This is a genomic window from Hydrogenovibrio halophilus DSM 15072, assembly GCF_000384235.1.
Taxonomy (GTDB): Bacteria; Pseudomonadota; Gammaproteobacteria; order Thiomicrospirales; family Thiomicrospiraceae; genus Hydrogenovibrio; species Hydrogenovibrio halophilus.
The window spans coordinates 1,139,988-1,158,437 of record NZ_KB913033.1 but is presented as its reverse complement, the minus strand read 5'-3'; the positions used below and the strand labels follow the sequence as shown (position 1 = coordinate 1,158,437).

Annotated in this window: 18 protein-coding genes; 3 read left to right on the top strand and 15 right to left on the bottom strand. The window is 55.4% G+C overall.

The window, feature by feature from the left end; genetic code table 11:
* Nucleotides 1-13: 13 nt before the first annotated feature.
* Nucleotides 14-2,305 carry a glycosyltransferase gene (locus tag A377_RS11990; RefSeq protein WP_019895220.1) on the bottom strand — a complete coding sequence of 764 codons (2,292 nt, stop codon included), beginning with the start codon at nt 2,303-2,305 and terminating at the stop codon, nt 14-16.
* Nucleotides 2,305-3,393, bottom strand: coding sequence for a lysylphosphatidylglycerol synthase transmembrane domain-containing protein (locus A377_RS11985; RefSeq protein ID WP_211209284.1), 1,089 nt, complete (start codon nt 3,391-3,393; stop codon nt 2,305-2,307). Before A377_RS11985 ends, A377_RS11990 begins: the two co-directional genes overlap by 1 nt.
* A 174-nt stretch (nt 3,394-3,567) precedes the next feature.
* On the opposite strand from A377_RS11985, the gene A377_RS0105530 reads away from it, so the two are divergent.
* On the top strand, nt 3,568-4,068 hold the full coding sequence (locus A377_RS0105530) for a ferritin (protein WP_019895217.1): 501 nt from the start codon (nt 3,568-3,570) through the stop codon (nt 4,066-4,068).
* A gap of 5 nt (nt 4,069-4,073) precedes the next feature.
* Here the strand turns inward: A377_RS0105530 and A377_RS12545 are convergent, their stop codons facing one another.
* The 4 genes from A377_RS12545 to A377_RS12720 form a co-directional block, all read right to left on the bottom strand.
* Nucleotides 4,074-4,676 (bottom strand): HPP family protein, encoded by a 603-nt coding sequence (locus tag A377_RS12545; protein WP_281168813.1) that lies wholly within the window; start codon nt 4,674-4,676, stop codon nt 4,074-4,076.
* A gap of 256 nt (nt 4,677-4,932) precedes the next feature.
* A complete protein-coding gene (locus A377_RS0105520; RefSeq protein WP_019895214.1) occupies nt 4,933-5,130 on the bottom strand; it encodes a hypothetical protein in 198 nt (65 codons plus the stop codon).
* Nucleotides 5,131-5,275: 145 nt separating this feature from the next.
* Nucleotides 5,276-5,770, bottom strand: a complete 495-nt coding sequence (locus tag A377_RS0105515) for a hypothetical protein (protein ID WP_019895213.1) — start codon at nt 5,768-5,770, stop codon at nt 5,276-5,278.
* A 50-nt stretch (nt 5,771-5,820) separates the two neighbouring features.
* Nucleotides 5,821-6,435 (bottom strand): TetR/AcrR family transcriptional regulator, encoded by a 615-nt coding sequence (locus tag A377_RS12720; RefSeq protein ID WP_019895211.1) that lies wholly within the window; start codon nt 6,433-6,435, stop codon nt 5,821-5,823.
* 147 nt (nt 6,436-6,582) lie between these two features.
* On the opposite strand from A377_RS12720, the gene A377_RS0105505 reads away from it, so the two are divergent.
* Entirely contained in the window at nt 6,583-7,797 is a 1,215-nt protein-coding gene (locus A377_RS0105505; RefSeq protein ID WP_019895210.1) for an NnrS family protein, read from the top strand.
* Between the two features lie 298 nt (nt 7,798-8,095).
* Here A377_RS0105505 and A377_RS0105500 read toward each other — a convergent pair whose 3' ends face one another.
* From A377_RS0105500 to A377_RS0105475, 6 genes are all read right to left on the bottom strand, one after another.
* Nucleotides 8,096-8,365: a type II toxin-antitoxin system RelE/ParE family toxin gene (locus tag A377_RS0105500; protein WP_245546782.1), complete on the bottom strand. Its 270-nt coding sequence runs from the start codon at nt 8,363-8,365 to the stop codon at nt 8,096-8,098.
* 11 nt (nt 8,366-8,376) lie between these two features.
* The gene (locus tag A377_RS11970; RefSeq protein WP_033423045.1) at nt 8,377-8,592 is read right to left on the bottom strand and encodes a TA system antitoxin ParD family protein; all 216 of its coding nucleotides are present in this window, start codon (nt 8,590-8,592) and stop codon (nt 8,377-8,379) included.
* 119 nt (nt 8,593-8,711) lie between these two features.
* Complete coding sequence (locus A377_RS0105490) at nt 8,712-9,215, bottom strand: DsrE family protein (RefSeq protein ID WP_019895206.1); 504 nt, start codon at nt 9,213-9,215, stop codon at nt 8,712-8,714.
* 202 nt (nt 9,216-9,417) lie between these two features.
* Nucleotides 9,418-9,645, bottom strand: coding sequence for a hypothetical protein (locus A377_RS0105485; protein WP_019895205.1), 228 nt, complete (start codon nt 9,643-9,645; stop codon nt 9,418-9,420).
* Between the two features lie 61 nt (nt 9,646-9,706).
* Nucleotides 9,707-10,612, bottom strand: coding sequence for a LysR family transcriptional regulator (locus A377_RS0105480; protein ID WP_019895204.1), 906 nt, complete (start codon nt 10,610-10,612; stop codon nt 9,707-9,709).
* Nucleotides 10,609-11,925 carry a GGDEF domain-containing protein gene (locus A377_RS0105475; protein WP_245546781.1) on the bottom strand — a complete coding sequence of 439 codons (1,317 nt, stop codon included), beginning with the start codon at nt 11,923-11,925 and terminating at the stop codon, nt 10,609-10,611. The genes A377_RS0105480 and A377_RS0105475 overlap by 4 nt, the downstream gene beginning before the upstream one ends.
* 207 nt (nt 11,926-12,132) lie before the next feature.
* On the opposite strand from A377_RS0105475, the gene metE reads away from it, so the two are divergent.
* Nucleotides 12,133-14,463, top strand: coding sequence for a 5-methyltetrahydropteroyltriglutamate--homocysteine S-methyltransferase (metE, locus tag A377_RS0105470; protein WP_019895202.1), 2,331 nt, complete (start codon nt 12,133-12,135; stop codon nt 14,461-14,463).
* 58 nt (nt 14,464-14,521) lie between these two features.
* Here metE and A377_RS11965 read toward each other — a convergent pair whose 3' ends face one another.
* From A377_RS11965 to arfB, 3 genes are all read right to left on the bottom strand, one after another.
* Nucleotides 14,522-17,128 carry a sensor domain-containing protein gene (locus tag A377_RS11965; RefSeq protein WP_019895201.1) on the bottom strand — a complete coding sequence of 869 codons (2,607 nt, stop codon included), beginning with the start codon at nt 17,126-17,128 and terminating at the stop codon, nt 14,522-14,524.
* 244 nt (nt 17,129-17,372) lie between these two features.
* The gene (locus tag A377_RS0105460) at nt 17,373-18,014 is read right to left on the bottom strand and encodes a class I SAM-dependent methyltransferase (RefSeq protein ID WP_019895200.1); all 642 of its coding nucleotides are present in this window, start codon (nt 18,012-18,014) and stop codon (nt 17,373-17,375) included.
* Nucleotides 18,007-18,432, bottom strand: a complete 426-nt coding sequence (gene arfB / locus A377_RS0105455) for an alternative ribosome rescue aminoacyl-tRNA hydrolase ArfB (protein WP_033422835.1) — start codon at nt 18,430-18,432, stop codon at nt 18,007-18,009. Before arfB ends, A377_RS0105460 begins: the two co-directional genes overlap by 8 nt.
* Nucleotides 18,433-18,450 lie beyond the last annotated feature (18 nt).

Below are 18,450 nucleotides of genomic sequence, written 5' to 3'. Positions count from 1 at the left end.
AAAACCCAAAACGTTACGACCCTTTTTTTCGGGTTTTTTCCGCCAGCTGCGTCGGATCAGCCAGACGGTGTTCCGCCAGAATCTCAGCATAAGTCCGATGCACCCGCTGGGCGTAGGGTTCAATATCGAATTCCCCGGCAAACGCCTGGGCCGCTTCGCTCATGCGTTGGCGTCGGGACGGGTCTTCCAACAGTTTTTGCACCGCTTTTGACCAGGCCTGGTAGTTTTCCGGGGTTTTGATCCCGGTCTGGTTCTGCTCAATCACATCGTCAATGCCACTGGCCCGCACCGCGACCACCGGCAGACCGCCAGCCATCGCCTCCAGAATCACCATGCCCTGGGTTTCGGAACGCGAGGCAAACACAAATACATCGCCCAGCTGATACAGGGCCGGCATTTTCTCCGGTGCGATTTTTCCCACCAGCAACACCGTATCGGTCAATCCCAGCGCCTCAATCTGAGCCTGCAAGCCTTCCCGGGCCTCGCCTTCGCCCACAATCAGACACTGAAACGGTGTATCAGTCCGGGTTTTCAGTGTGGCCAGCGCCTGCAGCATGAATTCAAAGTTTTTTTCCGGGCTCAGCCGGGCCACCGAAACCAGCACCGTCGCATCCGGCGCAATGCCCCAGCGCTGTTTCAGCTCGGCCACCCCTTCTGTGTCCGCCTGTTGAAAGGCCGAATACTCAATCCCGGTCGGGTGCACGTAAATCGGTCGCTGCACCCCGATCAGCCGCAGATATTCTTCGGCCGAAGCCGTGGGCACAATCACCGCATCGCAGCGATTGGCAAACCGCCGGATGGCCCCATGCACAATCACATTGCGAAACAGCGGCCCAGGCAAGGGCACAAAATGAGCGTAATGTTCCAATCGGGTGTGATAGGTCAGCACCACCGGCACTCCCAGTCGCCGCCCCCAGAAAAGTCCCCGGCGTCCCAGCCAGAAGGGGTGATGCACGTGGATCAGATCCGGGGCAAAGTCTTTCAGCGCTTTCTGAAAGCGGCGCGAGAAAGGGTTGGCCAGGCGAAACGGGTGCCCGGAGCCGATGCGAAACCAGGACGGCAACCGGGTCACATCCAAGCCGCCCGGCTGGGATTGATCCTGCCGGGTCTGTTCCGCGTTCTGATAATCCGGGGCCAGTACCCTGACCAGATGGCCTTTCGCCACCAGACCCCGCGCCAGCCGTGCAATCGAAATCGGCACCCCGCCCACAAACGGTAAGTAATTGTTGGTGACCATGGCAATGCGCAATGGCCGTTTCAAAAACGGGCCCGGATCCAGATCGTAATTGGGGTAATAGTCTTTTTCTTCAAACACCGCGCCATACAGCTTGACCGCCACAATGATCAGTACGGCCATAAACAGCAGAAAATTCAAATGGCCCACATAAAACAGGGAATGGACAAAAAACCAGAGGCTTTCCAGATGCTTCATCACCGGATGCTGGCCGATCTCGAGCTTGTGTTCCTGCAAACGAATTTGCTCACCGTCCACGTCCACGGCCACATAATGGTAATAACTGATGTCATCATTGATCACCAGACCGCCCGCACCGCCCGTGGTGACATAACGCACCCCCTTGTGTTCACGCCGGTCAAACAGGTGCAGATTGGTTGAAAACACCACGTCCACCTCATACTGCTCAAACAGCTCAATCAACGCATCCCGGAAACGCTCGGAAGCCGGGTCGCGGGCCAGATACTGGTCTTCGAAATCCACCGGCGGTTCCTCGCCCACATCCCATAATGGGCGACTGACAAACACAAAGCGGTTGGCCGCTTGGGTTTCGTGCAACCGCTTTTCCAGCCACTGCAGCTGAAAGCCATAAGTCTCTTCACTGGTGGCATCCAGAAACGCAAAAAACTGATTGCCCCGGCTCAGAGTATAGAAAAACGGCCCGAAATGACGGTAGAAATGCACCGCGCCCAACGCCTTCACTTCATGAGGCCCGACGGTGAGCAGATAGGGTTTCTGCAGATGGCCCAGCGACCCATACAAGGCCCGATACTTGTCCTCGCCGCCGCCGCTGACCGCATTGCCCGCCGAAATCACAAACGCGGCCTCATCGGCATTGAGCATCGGAACCATTTTGCGCTCAAACAGGCCAACCGAATTATTGATGTTGCCCACCACCGCAAAACGGTAATCGGTCTGATCGGCCAACCGTTGTTCAATCGCCTGAAGCTGACGCCCGTGCACCGATTGAAAATCGGTTTCGAAAAACAGCAGATAGAGACGATAGCCCAGAATCACCGTGATCACGACGATCAGCAGCACCAGCAAACGTTTGCGCAACAATCGTCGCATCAGGCCGCTCCGCTTCCGGCATGGGAAGCATTGGGACTGGGCTGCAACAAGCGAAGCGTCACCATCAGCCCGATCAACATGCCCAGATAAATGGTCAGGCCGCGCCAGACCACCACCGCCAGCACCAGATGCGTGGTCAGCAGATCGGCGGAAAAGAAACGTCCGAACACGCCTTCGGCGATGCCCGAACCACCCGGAGTCGGTGAGAAATACATGATAAAGGTGGTGACCACCATTTTGGCCAGCGCCAGCCAGTAAGACAGGTCATAGCCCAGGGCATGAAAAATCAGCGCCGGAAACGAAAAGAGGGCCAGCAGAAACACCGCGGTACTCACCACCGAAGACGTGACCCAGAACCAGCCCCCGGCAAAGTACTGACGAAAGCCACGGCTGAAGCGGCGCATTTCCCGAATCCAGTGACGCTTCAGGTACACAAAGCGCGAATAGGACAACAGCCGGATCCGACACAAACCGGCCAGCAGCGCAAGCAGCGTCCGGATCAGCCAGTCGGTTTTGAACAACACCAGAGCAAACCCGGCGGCATACACCCCGATGGTCAGCCAGAGACCGGTCTGAATCAGACCCCGCGCACTCCCGCCCAAATCGGGCAAAAGCGACCACAGAATCGGCGCGGCGGCAAAAATCATCAGAATCGCCAGCACGGTACGGATGGTGGTGGCGGTCAGTGCTTTGCCCACCGGCACGCTGTGCTGGCGCAAAAACCATACTTGAGCCACCCCGCCGCCCGTGGCCAGCGGCGTGATATTGGACACAAAAATATTCAGAAACACCAGTTGTGTCATGTCTCTGGCCCGAATCGGGTAGCCCAACGCCTTGAGCGTACACCAGAGCCTAAGCCCGTCGGCGGCAAAATACACCAGCAGCAACCCCAGCGCCGCCAGCAAAAACGTCGGGGCCAGCAGCGCATTGTCCCACTGCCAACGAACGCCCTCCACCTGCCAGTACACCGATAACACACCCAGTCCGGTCAGTCCCAGAAACAACAGGGCCATGCCCAGCCACTGACGGGCGCTGAACGCCAAAAGCAATCGGGAGGTCGATTGGGAAAACATGCCGGAATCGCTCAATTCAGTCTCTTCTCATCTCAAAGGGTTACGGAATCCATAAAAAACGCATCTTATCACAGCCGCTTGACCCTGTGCCCTGCGCTTCCTATACTGAGGCTAACAAACCATTTTTTTGCCATTTTTTATCAAGAAGCGTCCTTTGCACAAAACGAAGGGCTTTCGGAGAGAGGTTCCATGATTCAATCGCATATTGCCCAACTGCTGAACGATCAAGTCAACGCCGAATTTTATGCGTCCAATGTGTATCTGCAACTGAGCGCCTGGTCCGAATGCCAGGGCTTGGAAGGCGCGGCCAAATTTTTCCGTGAGCACAGCATGGAAGAACGCATCCACATGGACAAAATTTTCGATTACATGGCCGAATGCAGCGTGCCCATTACCATCGAACAAATTCCAAAAGCACCCGCCACTTTCGGCAACCTGATGGAAGCGATCCAAGCCGCCTACGATCACGAACTCAAAGTCACGGCCATGATCAAAAACATTGCCAAGCAGTCGTTTGAAGCCGAAGACTACACCACCTTCAACTTCATCGAATGGTTCATCGCCGAACAGCACGAAGAAGAAGTCCTGTTCGATAAAATCATCGACAAGGCCAAAGTGCTGGGCTTCAAGGGCGAACCCGGTCAGTCGTTGTACATTATGGACAACTATCTGGCCAACGTGCAGCACTGACCCTTTCAGCACCGGTCCGGTCGAGGAGGTTCGGGTGGCTTGGAAGGCTGGGTGGGCGATTTGAGTTGTGCCTGGTGATGCGCTCTGGCCAGCCGATACAGCGCCATGAATTCGGCCTCGCTCATTTCAAAATAATGGCGCAATTGCTTTTGCGCGGCGACCAGGTCCTCGCGGGTGAGCGCTTCTTCCACTTTGTCTTCCTGTCTGGCGCGCTGGCTCTGCTCGGCCCAATGGGCCCACATCAACGGATAACGCCGCCAGGCAAAGGGCGCGTTGTAAATCACCGCCACCCCCATGATCACCACCAGGCCTGGTAACAAATACCCCCACACCAGCGTCCATTGCAACGAATCAACAACGGCGGGATCGGACGTGAAAAACAACGCGGTGGCCCCGCCCGGTGCATGGCGGCACTGCAACACCAACATCCACAAAAGCGCCAGCGTTACCCCTACCGGAATCGCCAGCATCGGGTCTTTCAGCCACAACCAACTGGCCATGCCACTGATGCCGGCCACCAACTGCCCCATGATCAGAGACCACGGCTGAGCCATCGGCGCATGAGGCGACGCAAACACAATGATCGCGCTGGCCCCAAAGGAAGCAATCAGCAGTTAGTGTGGTGTCCCAAACTGTAGGACACATTAGAAGCTGCCCAAATTTTTCAAGTCAAGGCACTGTTTGCAGGCAATGGCCAGCCCTTGGCAAAAACAGCAACGCAGAATTGGATAATTTGGGCGCTTCCCGCTTTTTGTCTTCTTTGGTGGGCGAGTCAGGAAAACGCCCTCTGCGTTGTTACGCCCCTTGTAAAGGGCATGCCATTCACTGCGGCGCGTGCCTAGCAGAGAGCATTTTCCTGACTCGCTAATGTGCCCTACAGTTTGGGACACCACACTTAGGCCAATCCGGCGGGTAAAGCCAGTGCATCATGATCACCAGCGCACTCATGGCCACCAGTACCCCACCCGCGCTGATCAGGGCCTCACTCGCCTGAGGCGCACGCAGCCCCAACGTCTGTTGCCAGCGGCTGATAAACCCCTGTCCGGTTTTTTGTTCGTTCATGTCAACGCTGACTCAAACTGTTCGTTGCAATCGGCCACTTCAGGCCCTGTTGTTCCGCCCTATGGCCCGGCCATATTACGCCATGTTTTGTCATGAAAACACGGACCCAGACCGTGGTTTTTCCGTGATGCTTACCCCATCCCCCTCACGGCCGTGCCTTGAACTGCCAACTGGCATGACAGCTGATGCAGTGTTGTTGCAGGTCGGCGAGTTTCTGCAACACCACGGTTTTGTCGGCCAGGCCGCTGGCCTCATCGGCAATGTTTTCAAACCCGCGATGTACTTTGGGGCCAAGCCGCATAAAGCCCTCCGGCAACTTGTCTCGCAAACCCGGCGGCGTCTGGCGCATCTGACGCACACCGACCTCGCGGGCGGCGTCTTCCACCGTCTGCCAGTTTTCGTCCAGAACGCCCTGCAATATCGCCTGACTGGCCACCACAAACTGACGCATCTCCGCCAGCACGGTGGCTCGCTCCGATGGACTCAGCCAGATGATCTCACGAGAATCCGCCGGGCTGTGCGCTTGGGCCGAATTCCGGTCGGGCCCCTGATTCTGACTGGGTTCCTCAGCCTGCAGCGGCAAAGCCAGCATGGCCGACAACCCCATGACCAGAAATCGCTTTTTAAAAAGACATGCCATTTGTGTTCTCCTTCGACATTGATTACCCATTCGTGATCGCGTCGTGATCCTCATGCTTGCAGCGCCCGCAACAGCAAACGATTGACCTCGGCCACCATCGCCGCATGACTCGGGTCTTTCGCGCCGTCCGATGGGTCCGGCCTGATCGCCGCCCGCATGGGCGCAGAGGTGATGTGAAAACTCAGCGCCCCCACCACCATCATATGCACCACCAGAGGATCGGTCGTGCGCCATCCCAGCTGGCGCCTGCCCTCTGCCAAAATCTGCTTCAGGCAGGTCAGCATGCGTTGCATCTGTTCGCGTGCCGTGACCGGCAGCCCCTTGCCGCCGGAAGCAAATTCCCGCATCAGGGTGGTCGGCATCGCCGGATGCCCAAGCGCGGCATCGGCAAACGCAGACACATACGCCGAAAGCCGGGTTTTGGGCGTGCGCCGCGCGGCCACAGCCGCCAGTACCTGATCCACCACCGCCTGATAAAGCAAGGTCAGGCAGCGTTCGTACAAAGTGCGCTTGTCCTGAAAGTGGTAATAGAGGCTGGCTTTATTGACCCCGCAATGTCCGGCCAGATCGTCCATCACCGCGCCCTCATAGCCATGGGCCGCAAACCATTCGGTGGCGCAGGTTAGAATTTTTTGTGCCGTCGCACTGACTGGCTTTTGCATCATGACACCCGCGTGATTTTTCTATACAATGAAAACGAAATCCAACTTAAAAGTTTAACCAAACAGTTAAAAAAATCAATCGCAACTTTGAGAGAAGCCAGTTTTTAACCAGGCCTGGTCAAAAGCGCAGACCCAACCAACAAGGCATTCATGATTCATCACATACAACACCACTTCCAACGCCATTTTTTCTGGGAACGGGCCTTCCGCCCGTTTTTTATCGGTGCCATGATCGTCAGTGTGGTCGCCATGAGCCTGTGGGCGCTGGCGTGGCTCGCCCCCGAACGGGCAAGCACTCTGCCCTTGTCGCTGAACTCGTCTCTGGCGCATGGACACGAAATGGTGTTCGGCTACGCTCTGGCCACCGTCAGCGGTTTTCTGCTCACGGCGGTGCTCAACTGGTCGCGCATGACCACCGCCAGCGGCGGGGTTCTGGCGTTTGTGTTCCTGTTGTGGGTGCTGGCGCGCATCGGCTGGGTCGGCGGGATTCCGCTCGGCTGGGTGGCGGCGTTTGATCTGGCATTCAATCTGGGATTGGCGTGTCTGTTTCTGTGGCCGGTCTGGCAAAAGCGCTTGAGCGCACAGGCCGGTCTGGCCGCCAAGTTCGGGTTGCTGGCCGTGGCCAATGCCGGGTTTTATGCGGCGCTGATCTGGCCGCAATCGTTCACAGCGATTGCGGCGGTGTCGGCCTCCGACTGGTTGCTGGCGGGATTGATTCTGGTGCTGGCGATCAACCTGACCATGTTGCGTCGCCTGATGCCGTTTTTCACCGAGCGCAGCCTGAACACGCCCGCAGCCGTCGACATGCCCTGGCTTAATCGTCTGGCCATGATCGGGTTTCTGCTGCTTTGGCCACTGTGGGTGTTCTGGCCAGACGCGCCGGCCAGTTTCGGGATCGCCCTTGTCACCACTGGCGTGTTTGCCTGGCGTGGCTGGGTCTGGTACCAACCGGGCATCTGGACGCAACCGCTGTTGTGGCCGTTGCACCTGTCTTACGCCTTTATCACGCTGGGCATTGGCTTGTTTGCGCTTAGCACCCTATCCTGGGCGAATCTGTCCTGGGTCCATTCCAGCCTGGCCATGCACGCCATGAGCGTCGGTGGCATCGGGTTGCTTTGTTCCAGCATGATCGCGCGCATCAGCCTAGGCCACACGCACCGCAACGTGTTTGCTCCACCGAAAGGGGTGAGCGCCGTGTTTGTCCTGATCGCGGTGGCCGCCGTGGTGCGCGTTTTTGTACCACTGGTCTGGCCGGCGTTTTATCACTGGGCAATAATGGTCAGTGCGCTGGCCTGGATTCTGGCCTTTGCCTGGCTGCTCTGGTTGTATTGGCCCATTCTGACCCGCCCAAGTGTCGTGTCCTAAACTGTATGACGCTTTAGAATCCGCTCAAATTTTCCAAGTCAAGGCGCTGTTTGCAGGCAATGGCCAACCCTTGGCAAAAACAGCAACGCAGAATTGGGGAATTTGGGCGCTTCCCTTCGGGCGAATCAGGAAAACGCTCTCTGCGTTGTTACGCCCCTTGTAAAGGGCGCGCCATTCACTGCGCGCGGTGCGTGCCTAGCAGAGAACATTTTCCTGACTCGCTAAAGCGCCATACAGTTTAGGACACGACACTCTCGCGCGCCGAACCAACTGCCGGGGATGGAGTAAACAAAGCGTTTCAGTCTTTTAATTTTCGGTAAAAATTTTCATGCACCCCCAGTAACAAGAGCGTTCGGGTGCATTCATCCCACTCGTAAGCCATCAGGTATTGCTGGTTGACGCAATCAAATTTGTAGACAAAGACGCCCTCAAGATCCCCTTTCTTTTCCGTGCCGACTTGCGGGGCGTCAATAATGGTTTGGATCGCGTGATTCACGTCTTTTAACTGATTTTTATGAAGTTTTTTGTAGACGCGCTTGAACGATGGTTTTTGGAAAACCTGAACCATGTCCGGGGCCATCATTCGCTGTCGCGGAATTCAAATGGTTCGGCATCCTGATGCCTGGCAATCAACAAGGACTTGATCGCATCAATCGACAACTCCGGGTTTTCCATCGCCGTTTTGCCAATTCTGGCCCAGTACTCCACCTGATTGGGAATCGAGCGCAATTCGGCTTTGGCTTGCGACTTGGCTTCCTGATAAAACGCATCATTGATTCTGATTGAGGTACTCATGACCATCTCCACAATATGTGACAACTGCCTGCAATTGTAGTCAATCAACATAAAAAAACCAACCCGAAACAACCAGGCCTGGTCGTTTTTAGTTGGCTTGAACGGGGAGAATGTCGGACTTATCGAATACCGATCACGGCATACCCTTGTTTGGCATAACCGATGTTGGATAGATAGGTGTTGCCTACCACTTCGATGCCATCGCGAATGGCGTCGCGGTCGGCACCATACACTCGGGTGGCGATCGCACACACTTCAATCCGCACCCCTTCCAGGGCCATGAGTTTGTCCAGACTCTGATTAAACGCTTCGACCTGATTCAGGTCCTCCAGCGCCACTGTGTCCAGGTTTTCGGTCAGATAATGCACATTCTGCCCGTGAAAGGCCAAAACCATTCGCGGCGTAATCCCGTGTGCCTGCAGGTCACGGTAGGTCTCACGAATCACATTCATCTGTCCGGTCAGCATGCGTGGTTCCGACAAGGTAATGTCAAACAACACATCCCCGTTCTCAACCCCGGCCATCGCATGTTCATTGCCCTGCGATTCGGCACTGGCAGTGATCGGCGACGTTAATAACAGGCCAATGACCAGAATGGAACCGAGTCGATAAAGTAATTTCATTGATGGACTCCTTGGGGAGTTTGATGTTTCGTTGAGAAAGGCATTGTCAGGCGAATTTGATGGCTCAAGCAATGTGATGAAACGTATCCGGTATTCTAAGACAAAGGGGCAAGCGGGAGGTTATGAATGGGCAGCATCATAAGCCATAAAAACAAAAGCACCGACAACGGCGAGCAGCACAATAACAGACAACCATTCCATGTTATAACCTCGTCAGTTTTTTAATTGATCGTTCAATTTTCTTATAAATCATAAAAGCCGCCAGTGTAATCACCAAAACGGCCAAAACGGCACTTAGAATCTTTAAATCGGACGCTGAAGATGTATGGGTTAACAACCAACCGACTAATGAAATATCAGAAACAACCATGACCCCCAACCAGAATTTCAAATACGCAATGGTTTCTTTGGCTGTATCAATTCTTGACATATTTTCATCTTAGCAAATCTTTCAACGACCTGTGAAAAATGATGCCAGGCCAGTCTATGATTCAAATCTCTCGTTTTTCCGGTTGCATGGTGTCGGCGACCCGGTGAATAAAGTCTTGCACATACGGCTGGCTGGCTCGTTGCGCTGCCACCCCGGCGTACAGACGGGACCAGAGTCCGTCCTTGCCCAATGGGCGCAAAACCAGTTTGTCAAACCCCGGCTGGGCCGCCAGTAACCAGCGCGGCAACACGCACACCCCACGCCCGGCTTCGACCTGCTGCAACATCATCAGGGTCAATTCGCTGTAACGCACCTGTTTGGGGGCCCTTTTGGCCGGCATCAGAAAACGGCTGAACACGTCCAGCTTCCAGTGCGGAACCGGGTAGGTAATCAGAGTGTGTTCGGCCAGGTCTTTGGGCGAAAGAGACGGTTTGTCAGCCAGGGGGTGTTCCGGTGTCACACAGGCCACCAACTCATAGTCAAACAAGGGCAGATAGGCGATGCCAGCGGCTTTGACCGGATCGGAGGTGATCAACAGATCCAGTTGCCGGGAGGCCAGCGCCGCCACTGGCTGCTCGCCCAGTGACGACACCACATCCACGTCCACCCCCGGCCAATCGGGCTGATAGTCGCGCAGCAGCGGCAACAGCCAGTCGAAACAGGTGTGGCAATCCACGCCGATATGCAGGCGGCCTTCTTCGCCCTTGTGCAAGGCCTGCAAAGTCTGTTCGGTCTGGGCCACACGCGGCAGAACGTCCTGCGCCAGGTTCAGCAGGGTCTGCCCGGCCTGCGTCCAGACCAGCGGCTGGGTTTTGCGCTCAAACAAACGCATGCCAATCTGCGATTCCAGATTTTTCAGTTGATGCGACAGGGCCGACTGCGTCATCGACAATTCGGCCGCACTGAGTTTCACCGAATGGGTACTGGCGAGGCTGAGCAGCGTTTTCAAATGACGTATTTCAATCATGGGGCTTCCGTTTGTGCCTGAGCGGCATCGCCTTCATGGTGATAAAAACAAAACGTATTGCCGCCCGCTTCCTTGGCCCGATACATCGCCTGATCGGCCAGTCGCATCAAGTCAGTGAAGGCCTGCGCATCGTCCGGGTAAAACGCAATGCCAATGCTGGCACCGATCTCAACCGTATGCTCGTCCAGATGATAGGGCGGCAGCACCGCTTGCAGAATATGCTTGGCGACCGTTTCAACCGCCGCGGGATTCTGGTCACCATGCAAGATCACCGTGAACTCGTCCCCACCCATGCGCGCGACCAAATCCACCTGCCTCAAGCTGTTGGCCAGACGTTCGGCCACCATCACCAGCAACCGATCGCCCACATCATGCCCGAGGGTATCATTCACATGTTTGAACCGGTCCAGATCAATGAAAAACAACGCCAGCGAATGCTGTTGACGTCTGGCGTCCACCAACGCGTTGTCCAGAAACTGCAGAAACAAGGTTCGGTTGGGCAGTTGAGTCAGGTTGTCGTAGTAGGCCAGAGATCGCAGCTTTTTGGTCTGCACTCTGGCCTTTTCCGCCTGACGATAAAACCAGAAAAAGAAATAACTCAGCAGCAGGCTCAGGGCGAAAAAACGCAAAAAATGCCACAACCACCAAGTGGAATCCCACAACTCCGAGTATTCAAACAAAATGGCCGAAATCGAAAACAGCAGCGTCACCACCGCCAGAATCTGGTAAGACAATGCACGTCGCCGGCTTCCCACCAGGTACAGCGTCGCCAGAAAAAAGCCCAAAGCCCCCAGACTGTTCATGGCCATCGCGGCACGACTGAACTGACTTTGGAACACCAGCATGGTCGGATACAACTGATCGGCCAGCAACAGACTGACACTGACCAACAGCCCCAGCAGCAACCCCAGCCACGGCAGGTGTTTTAACCAGGCCTGGTCATGCAGCGCACTGGGCAGCACCATCAGACTGAACAACACACCGCCGGTGAGCACTCCCACACTGTGCAGACCCACAAACGTATTGCCCGGCACCACACTGCCATGAAAGCCGCTGATCACCGCCATCGCCAGAAAGCCCGATGCCGGCCACAAAAACCGTTTTTCCAGCAATTCGGCCCGAACCAGAGACACCAGATAAATCCCCAGGCTGAAATTCAGCACCACCCCGGCCCCTTCCAGCAACGCGTGCAAAGGCACATTGGGCCAGAGGCGCGACCCGAAAAACTGATGACCCAGCAGCGCCAACAACACCGGAAACACCAGTCCGGCCAAAAGCACCACTAATTGTGTCCGCTGCACTGTCTGTTTCACAAGGCTCTCACGGTTTGATTGATACCCCATTATAGCGCGAAAACCCAGGGGCAATAATCGGCTATTGTGGCATAACCCCCACCCTTAAAAATTTTTTCATGAATTTTATTCACCTTTTTCTGAATATTATTCGTTTGTTCTCATGTTTGGAGCCGCCTACCATTTGAAGCGACAACACAAATTAGACATAAAACCAAAGGAAGCAAAATGACTGTTCACAACCTGGGATATCCGCGCATTGGTAGCAAGCGGGAATTAAAATTCGCACTGGAAGCGTATTGGAAAGGCGAAAAAACGCTCACCGATCTGGCCGCACAGGCCAGAGACATTCGCATTCAAAACCTGGAAACGCAAATGGCCGCCGGCATCGACCTGCTCCCAATCAATGACTTTGCCTACTATGATCAGGTCTTGAATATGAGCACCCTGTTGGGCGTGATTCCAAAACGCTTTCGCCAGGACACGTTTGACCCTGATGTCGCGTTCCGCATGGCACGTGGTCGCGCCCCGTCCGACGATGGGCACGGTGGCTGTCCCGGACATGAGAATCGCGGTCAATCCAAAGCCGATTACGCCGGTGCCATGAAAAAATGGTTCGACACCAACTACCACTATATTGTGCCGGAACTGGAAGCCGATACCGGGTTTGCGATCACCGACACCCGTCTGTTTGATGAAATTAACGAGGCCACCACGCAACTGAAGGGTGTCAGCGCCCGACAACTGAAACCCGTATTGCTGGGACCGGTCACCTATCTTTATCTGGCCGAAAACAAAGGCATAGACAAACCACCGTTGACTCGTTTGCCCGAACTGCTGGTGGTGTACCAACACCTTCTGAACCGACTTGCCGATCTGGGCATCGAATGGGTGCAAATCGATGAGCCGATTTTGGGACTGGAACTGACAGCCGACTGGCAAGCCGCCTTAACCACGGCCTATGAAGCCTTGTCCGAAACCCCGGTCAAACTGCTGCTGACCACCTATTTTGAAACTCTGGGCAACAATCTGGCAGGCGTGTGTGATTTGCCGGTCGCCGGTCTGCATTACGATGGCCTGCGCGGTCAAGCCCAACTGGACGAAGTGATCAGCCAATGGCCTGCCGACAAGGTACTTTCACTCGGCATGGTGGATGGGCGCAATGTCTGGAAAACCGATTTGACCGCTGCGGCTGCGCAACTAAGCGCGGCGCAGGCCAAATTCGGCGACCGCCTCTGGATAGCTCCAAGCTGCTCACTTTTGCATGTCCCGGTCAATCTCGAGGTGGAAGAGCACCTGCCTCCCGAACTGAAAAACTATCTGGCCTTTGCCCGCCAGAAACTGGACGAAATTCGCCTGCTGGCCGACCTTCTAAATGAAAAAGTCGATGAAACCGCGCTTCAGAACAATCAGAAAGCCGTGGCCGAAAGAGCCCAATCCAGCCTGATTCACGATGCCACTGTACAGACACGCATGGCACAACTGGATCGCATTGCATTGGATCGGCCCGCCCCGTATGCCAAACGTGCCAAAGCGCAAAAACCCAAGTTCGAGCTGCCCCTGTTCCCAACCACCACCATCGGTTCTTTCCCGCAGACGCAGGAAATCCGGCAAATCCGACGCCAATTCAAACAAGGTGATTTGTCCGAAGCGTCCTATGTCAAGGCCATGCAGACACAAATCCACGACGTGATTGAACGTCAGGAGCGCATTGGGCTGGATGTAATGGTGCATGGCGAACCGGAACGCAATGACATGGTGGAATACTTTGGTGAACAGCTGGATGGTTTTGCCTTTACCCGGTTCGGCTGGGTCCAGTCCTATGGGTCACGCTGCGTCAAACCACCGATCATTTTCGGCGATGTTTCTCGACCGATGCCCATGACCGTGCGCTGGTCCGAGTATGCACAAAGCCAGACCGACAAGCCGATGAAAGGCATGCTCACCGGTGCAGTCACAATCTTGCAGTGGTCGTTTGTGCGCAACGACCAGCCTCGTGAAACCACCTGCAATCAGATTGCGCTGACGCTGCGCGACGAAGTACAGGATCTGGAAAACGCCGGTATCGACATCATTCAGATTGACGAAGCCGCCTTGCGCGAAGGGCTTCCGCTGAAGCAGTCCGACTGGGCCGACTATCTGCGCTGGGCCGTCAACAGCTTTCGCATGACCACTTCGGGCGTACAAAACGACACCCAGATTCACACTCACATGTGTTATTCCGAGTTCAATGACATCATTGCGGCGGTCGCCAGGATGGACGCCGACGTGATCACCATTGAAACCTCCAAATCGCAGATGAAGCTGCTGGACGCCTTTGTGGACTTTGACTACCCCAATGAAATCGGACCGGGCGTGTATGACATCCATTCACCCAATATTCCCAGCGTGCAACAAATGGTGGATCTGATTCAGAAAGCGGCGCAAAACATTCCGGCAGAACGCCTTTGGGTCAATCCAGACTGCGGCCTGAAAACCCGGGGCTGGAAAGAAACCGAACCGGCCCTGATCAATATGGTCAACGCCGCGAAAGTGCTCAGAGAAACCTTGGTCAGCTAAGCCTTCACACCCAAAAACCACCAGGCCTGGTGGTTTTCAGCCCGAATGTTGCTGACACTTACCTGTTCTGCAACAGCAGTTGCTCAAACTCGTGCGCAGGCAAGGGTTGGCTGAAGTAAAATCCCTGTATCTGGTTGCACCCCTGTTGCTTCAGATACTCATACTGGGCCTGGGTTTCCACCCCTTCCGCCAGGGTTTGATAACCAAAACTTCTGGCCATTTGAATCACCGCGTCCACGATGGTTTCGGCCTGAACATGCTGACCGATTTGTGCGACAAAACTCTGATCAATCTTGAGCTTGTCAATCTCAAACTGACTCAGATAGCTCAGGGACGAATAGCCCGTGCCGAAGTCATCCAGCGCCAACTTGACCCCCAGTTGATGCAACGCCGTCACCACTGAAAGCGTTCGATCCGAGTCTTCCATGGCCACGGTTTCGGTCATCTCAATTTCCAACACCTCCGGCGGCAAACCGGATTCGGCCAACAATTCAGACAGAATGCGCGGCAAATCGGTGCGCCGGAACTCGGCCGCCGACAGGTTGATCGCCAGCGTCAGCTCCGTCAGGCCTTTTTTCCGCCAGTCGACCAGTTGCGCAATGGCCGTGTCAATCACCCAACGGCCGATGTCCAGAATCAAATGGCTTTTTTCGGCCACGGGAATAAAATGCCCCGGTGGCATCATTCCCAATTTTGGGTGCTGCCAGCGAATCAGGGCTTCCGCACCGAGCAGTTTTTCGGTACCGACTTCGTATTGCGGCTGAAAGTACAGTAAAAGCTCGTCTTCCGTCAGCGCGTGATGCAGTTCGTTTTCCACCCGCGTCGATTCCTGAATGCGCAGCTGTTGTTCCCGTGTGTAAAATTCGTAGCTGTTTTTGCCCAGCTGTTTGGCCCGATGCAGCGCAATGCCGGAGGCCTTGACCAGGTCATAATAACTGTGCCCGTCGTCTGGATAAATCGCAATGCCCGCGCTGGCGGTCATATTAAAGCATTCACCGCTGTCCAGACAAAGTGGCGACGAAAGGATCTTCAGCAACTTTTCCACAACCTTCAAAGCACCGCTGACTTGCGTCTCCGGCAAAAGCAGAAAATACTCATCCCCGCTCTGGTGGCAGAGCGTGTCCTGTTCTCTCAGGTGCAGGCGAATGATCTCGGCCACCCGTTGAATGACCCGGTCACCAGAACTCAGTCCATAAGCATCGTTGATGACGGCAAAATTGTCCAGATCCAGCCCGACCAGCGCAAATGACTCCCCATGACGGGGGTAAGCACTGATTTCCGAGTCAATCCGGTCTTTCAACAACAGCAGATTCGGCAGGCCGGTCAAGGGATCATAATGACTGAGACGCTCAATCAGTTGTTTCTGCGCCTTTTTCTCGGTCAGGTCATAACCGATGACAATGAAATAGCGCCCTTTTGTCTGATGATTGTCCACGGCCTGGACCGTCAGCCACTGGGGGTAAATTTCACCGTTCCGGCGGCGGTTGTGGATTTCGCCCTCCCAGACCCCGTCTTCTTTCAAGGATCGATCAAAGCGGTGATAAAACTCGGCGTCATGCACCCCGGAAGACAGCATGGCGGCGGTTTTGCCCTGAACGTCATTCAAGGCATAGCCAGTCATCTGTTCAAATGCCGGGTTCACCGACAGCACCTGGTAATCGGCGTCGGTGACCATAATCGCATAAGGGCTGGCTTCAAACACCCGATCACTGAGCAGCAGTTTTTCTTCCAGATTCTGACGCGAAGCCACGCTTGAAAGCAACTCGGCAAACAGCGAAATCAGCTCCGGCTCCCGGTCGTCAAAATCGCTTTTCTGACAAACCAGATCAATGCCCACAAACCCGGTGCAAGCACCGTCCGACATGATCGGCGCCGCCACCAGACTTTGAATGCCCTGTGGAAGCAACGTCTCTTTTACCGCCCCTTCTTCGAGATCGGCAACCGATGGGATCACAATGCGCTCACCCCGCTGGTGCGCGTCCAGCCAATCCGGCATGTCCGCCAGTGGCACCGCCTTCAGGTTTTCCATCTGCGGCTCTACATCTTCCCCGCACCATTCATGGGTGTTAACAGCCAATCCATGGACCAGGTCGTACTCAAAAATATAGGCCCGATCCGCTCGCATGAATTCACCGATGTCTGACAGCGCCTGATGGATGGCCTGGGACAATTCGTTTGCAGGGACTCGGATAAAACGGGAAGACAGGCGCAGAATCAGTTCCCGATAAGACGCCAGACGTACCAGATCCTGCTGGTGACGCTTCAGATCGGTCACATCCTCCCCCAGCGCCAGCACACCGGTGGCCCGATCACGCTCATCGTATAGCAGGGCATTCGACCAGCGAATGCAGCGTTCCTCCCCCGTCCGGGTCAGAATCAGGTTTTCAAAATGCTCAGCGTCCCCGACTTCGCCCTGCCACAACCGTTCAAACACGGCTTCCACTTCCGGGCGCCGCGCTTCTGGGACAAAGCGGTCAAACCAGTTGGTACCGATCAACTCGGACCTGGGCACTTTCAGCAGTTCGCTCCCGCACTGGTTGACCTGCTGGACCCGGCCCTGCAGATCCAGCACCAGAAACAGCGTGTTGGCCATATCAAAATAACGCACCGCCTCCTCGCACTGCACCCAATGCAGAGGACGCGCTTCGTCATCGCCATATGTCATGTTCAAAAACCACTCATTGAATTTGCTCCGGAACCCTCAGCGTTCACGCCGCCGGAACCAGATATTTCCAACGGCAGAAGATGGGACGACCATGGGCCGTAGAAACGAAAAAACATTTTTATATTCTAGTCAAAAATACGGGGCACATCGACTCAATCATCGGTTTTTTTGGAGAAAAGTCCGTAAAAAATCCTAAAACTGGGCGGGAACAACTGTCTGCAAAGGCCAAAACCACCAGGACTGGTTATTTTTGCAGTACCACCACATCGTTATGCGGAAACACCGGCGAAACCTGCCAGCGTTGGGCCAGCCAGCGGAAGCTGGCCTCGGCAAAAAAGGCAATGTGGGTGGGATCGTTGGGGTAGTGCCATTGGCAGAAACGGGCGTCGTCGAGCACACGCTTGGTCTGGATCACCAATACCCCGCCCGGACGGAGAATCGACCAGAGTTGTTCCAGAATGGGCAAGGGGTCGGCCAGATGTTCGACCACTTCGGTGCAGGTAATGAAATCGTAATCCTGCGCCAATGCGCCTGCATCGGGCGCATAGAATTTGTCGTAGGCGTGCATGGTGTACCCCTGTTCCCGGGCCATTTTCATCAGTGCCGGACCCGGACCGCAGCCAAAATCCAAACCTTTGGCCGGAGGTCGCAGTCGCTGTGTGACCTGCTCGAAACTGCGACTGAGGAAGTGCCGGTACCCTGGGTCATCCGGGTCATTGTGATGGCGGTCGTATTCGGCTTTTTCGTCGGCGTCGCTCAGACAATGTTCGCGCGGCAAATGCACCAGATCGCAATGGCGACAGCGAAAATAGGGGCGAACCCGACAAGACAAAAGGGACAGATCGGTGCTTTCACACAACGGACAGCGGGCGGAGCGGTTACTCATCCCCGCTGACCCGCTGGCGATTGGCTTTTTTCTGGCTCTGCTGGCGCTTGTTTTCCAGTCGTCGACGCTTGGCACTGCGTTTGGGGCGGGTGGGCACCCGCGTTTTGGGGCGAACAAAGGCCTGTTCCAAAAGCTGCTGCAAGCGCGCCAGAGCGGCGTATCGATTGGCGATCTGGGTGCGTTCGCTCTGAGCCTTGATCACCAGAATCCCGTCCTTGGTCAGACGCCGGTCCCGCTGACTGAGCAGGCGTTGCTGTACCCACTCGGGCAGAGCGGAACGGTGGATATCGAGCCGGAGCTGAACCGCCGTGGCCACCTTGTTCACATTCTGCCCGCCCGGCCCCTGCGAACGCATCGCCTGCCATTCAAGCGCCTGATCGGGAATGGCCACTCCGTTGGAAAGCACTAACTCAGACATGACAACCTAAAAACAACC

Coding starts and splice junctions, on each gene's coding strand:
- metE (WP_019895202.1), top strand. CDS start 12,133: ATGACTGTTCACAACCTGGGATATCCGCGCATTGGTAGCAAGCGGGAA.
- A377_RS0105530 (WP_019895217.1), top strand. CDS start 3,568: ATGATTCAATCGCATATTGCCCAACTGCTGAACGATCAAGTCAACGCC.
- A377_RS11965 (WP_019895201.1), bottom strand. CDS start 17,128: ATGACATATGGCGATGACGAAGCGCGTCCTCTGCATTGGGTGCAGTGC.
- arfB (WP_033422835.1), bottom strand. CDS start 18,432: ATGTCTGAGTTAGTGCTTTCCAACGGAGTGGCCATTCCCGATCAGGCG.
- A377_RS11990 (WP_019895220.1), bottom strand. CDS start 2,305: ATGCGACGATTGTTGCGCAAACGTTTGCTGGTGCTGCTGATCGTCGTG.
- A377_RS0105485 (WP_019895205.1), bottom strand. CDS start 9,645: ATGTCAAGAATTGATACAGCCAAAGAAACCATTGCGTATTTGAAATTC.
- A377_RS0105490 (WP_019895206.1), bottom strand. CDS start 9,215: ATGAAATTACTTTATCGACTCGGTTCCATTCTGGTCATTGGCCTGTTA.
- A377_RS11970 (WP_033423045.1), bottom strand. CDS start 8,592: ATGAGTACCTCAATCAGAATCAATGATGCGTTTTATCAGGAAGCCAAG.
- A377_RS0105505 (WP_019895210.1), top strand. CDS start 6,583: ATGATTCATCACATACAACACCACTTCCAACGCCATTTTTTCTGGGAA.
- A377_RS0105520 (WP_019895214.1), bottom strand. CDS start 5,130: ATGAACGAACAAAAAACCGGACAGGGGTTTATCAGCCGCTGGCAACAG.
- A377_RS0105500 (WP_245546782.1), bottom strand. CDS start 8,365: ATGGTTCAGGTTTTCCAAAAACCATCGTTCAAGCGCGTCTACAAAAAA.
- A377_RS12720 (WP_019895211.1), bottom strand. CDS start 6,435: ATGATGCAAAAGCCAGTCAGTGCGACGGCACAAAAAATTCTAACCTGC.
- A377_RS0105460 (WP_019895200.1), bottom strand. CDS start 18,014: ATGAGTAACCGCTCCGCCCGCTGTCCGTTGTGTGAAAGCACCGATCTG.
- A377_RS0105480 (WP_019895204.1), bottom strand. CDS start 10,612: ATGATTGAAATACGTCATTTGAAAACGCTGCTCAGCCTCGCCAGTACC.
- A377_RS0105515 (WP_019895213.1), bottom strand. CDS start 5,770: ATGGCATGTCTTTTTAAAAAGCGATTTCTGGTCATGGGGTTGTCGGCC.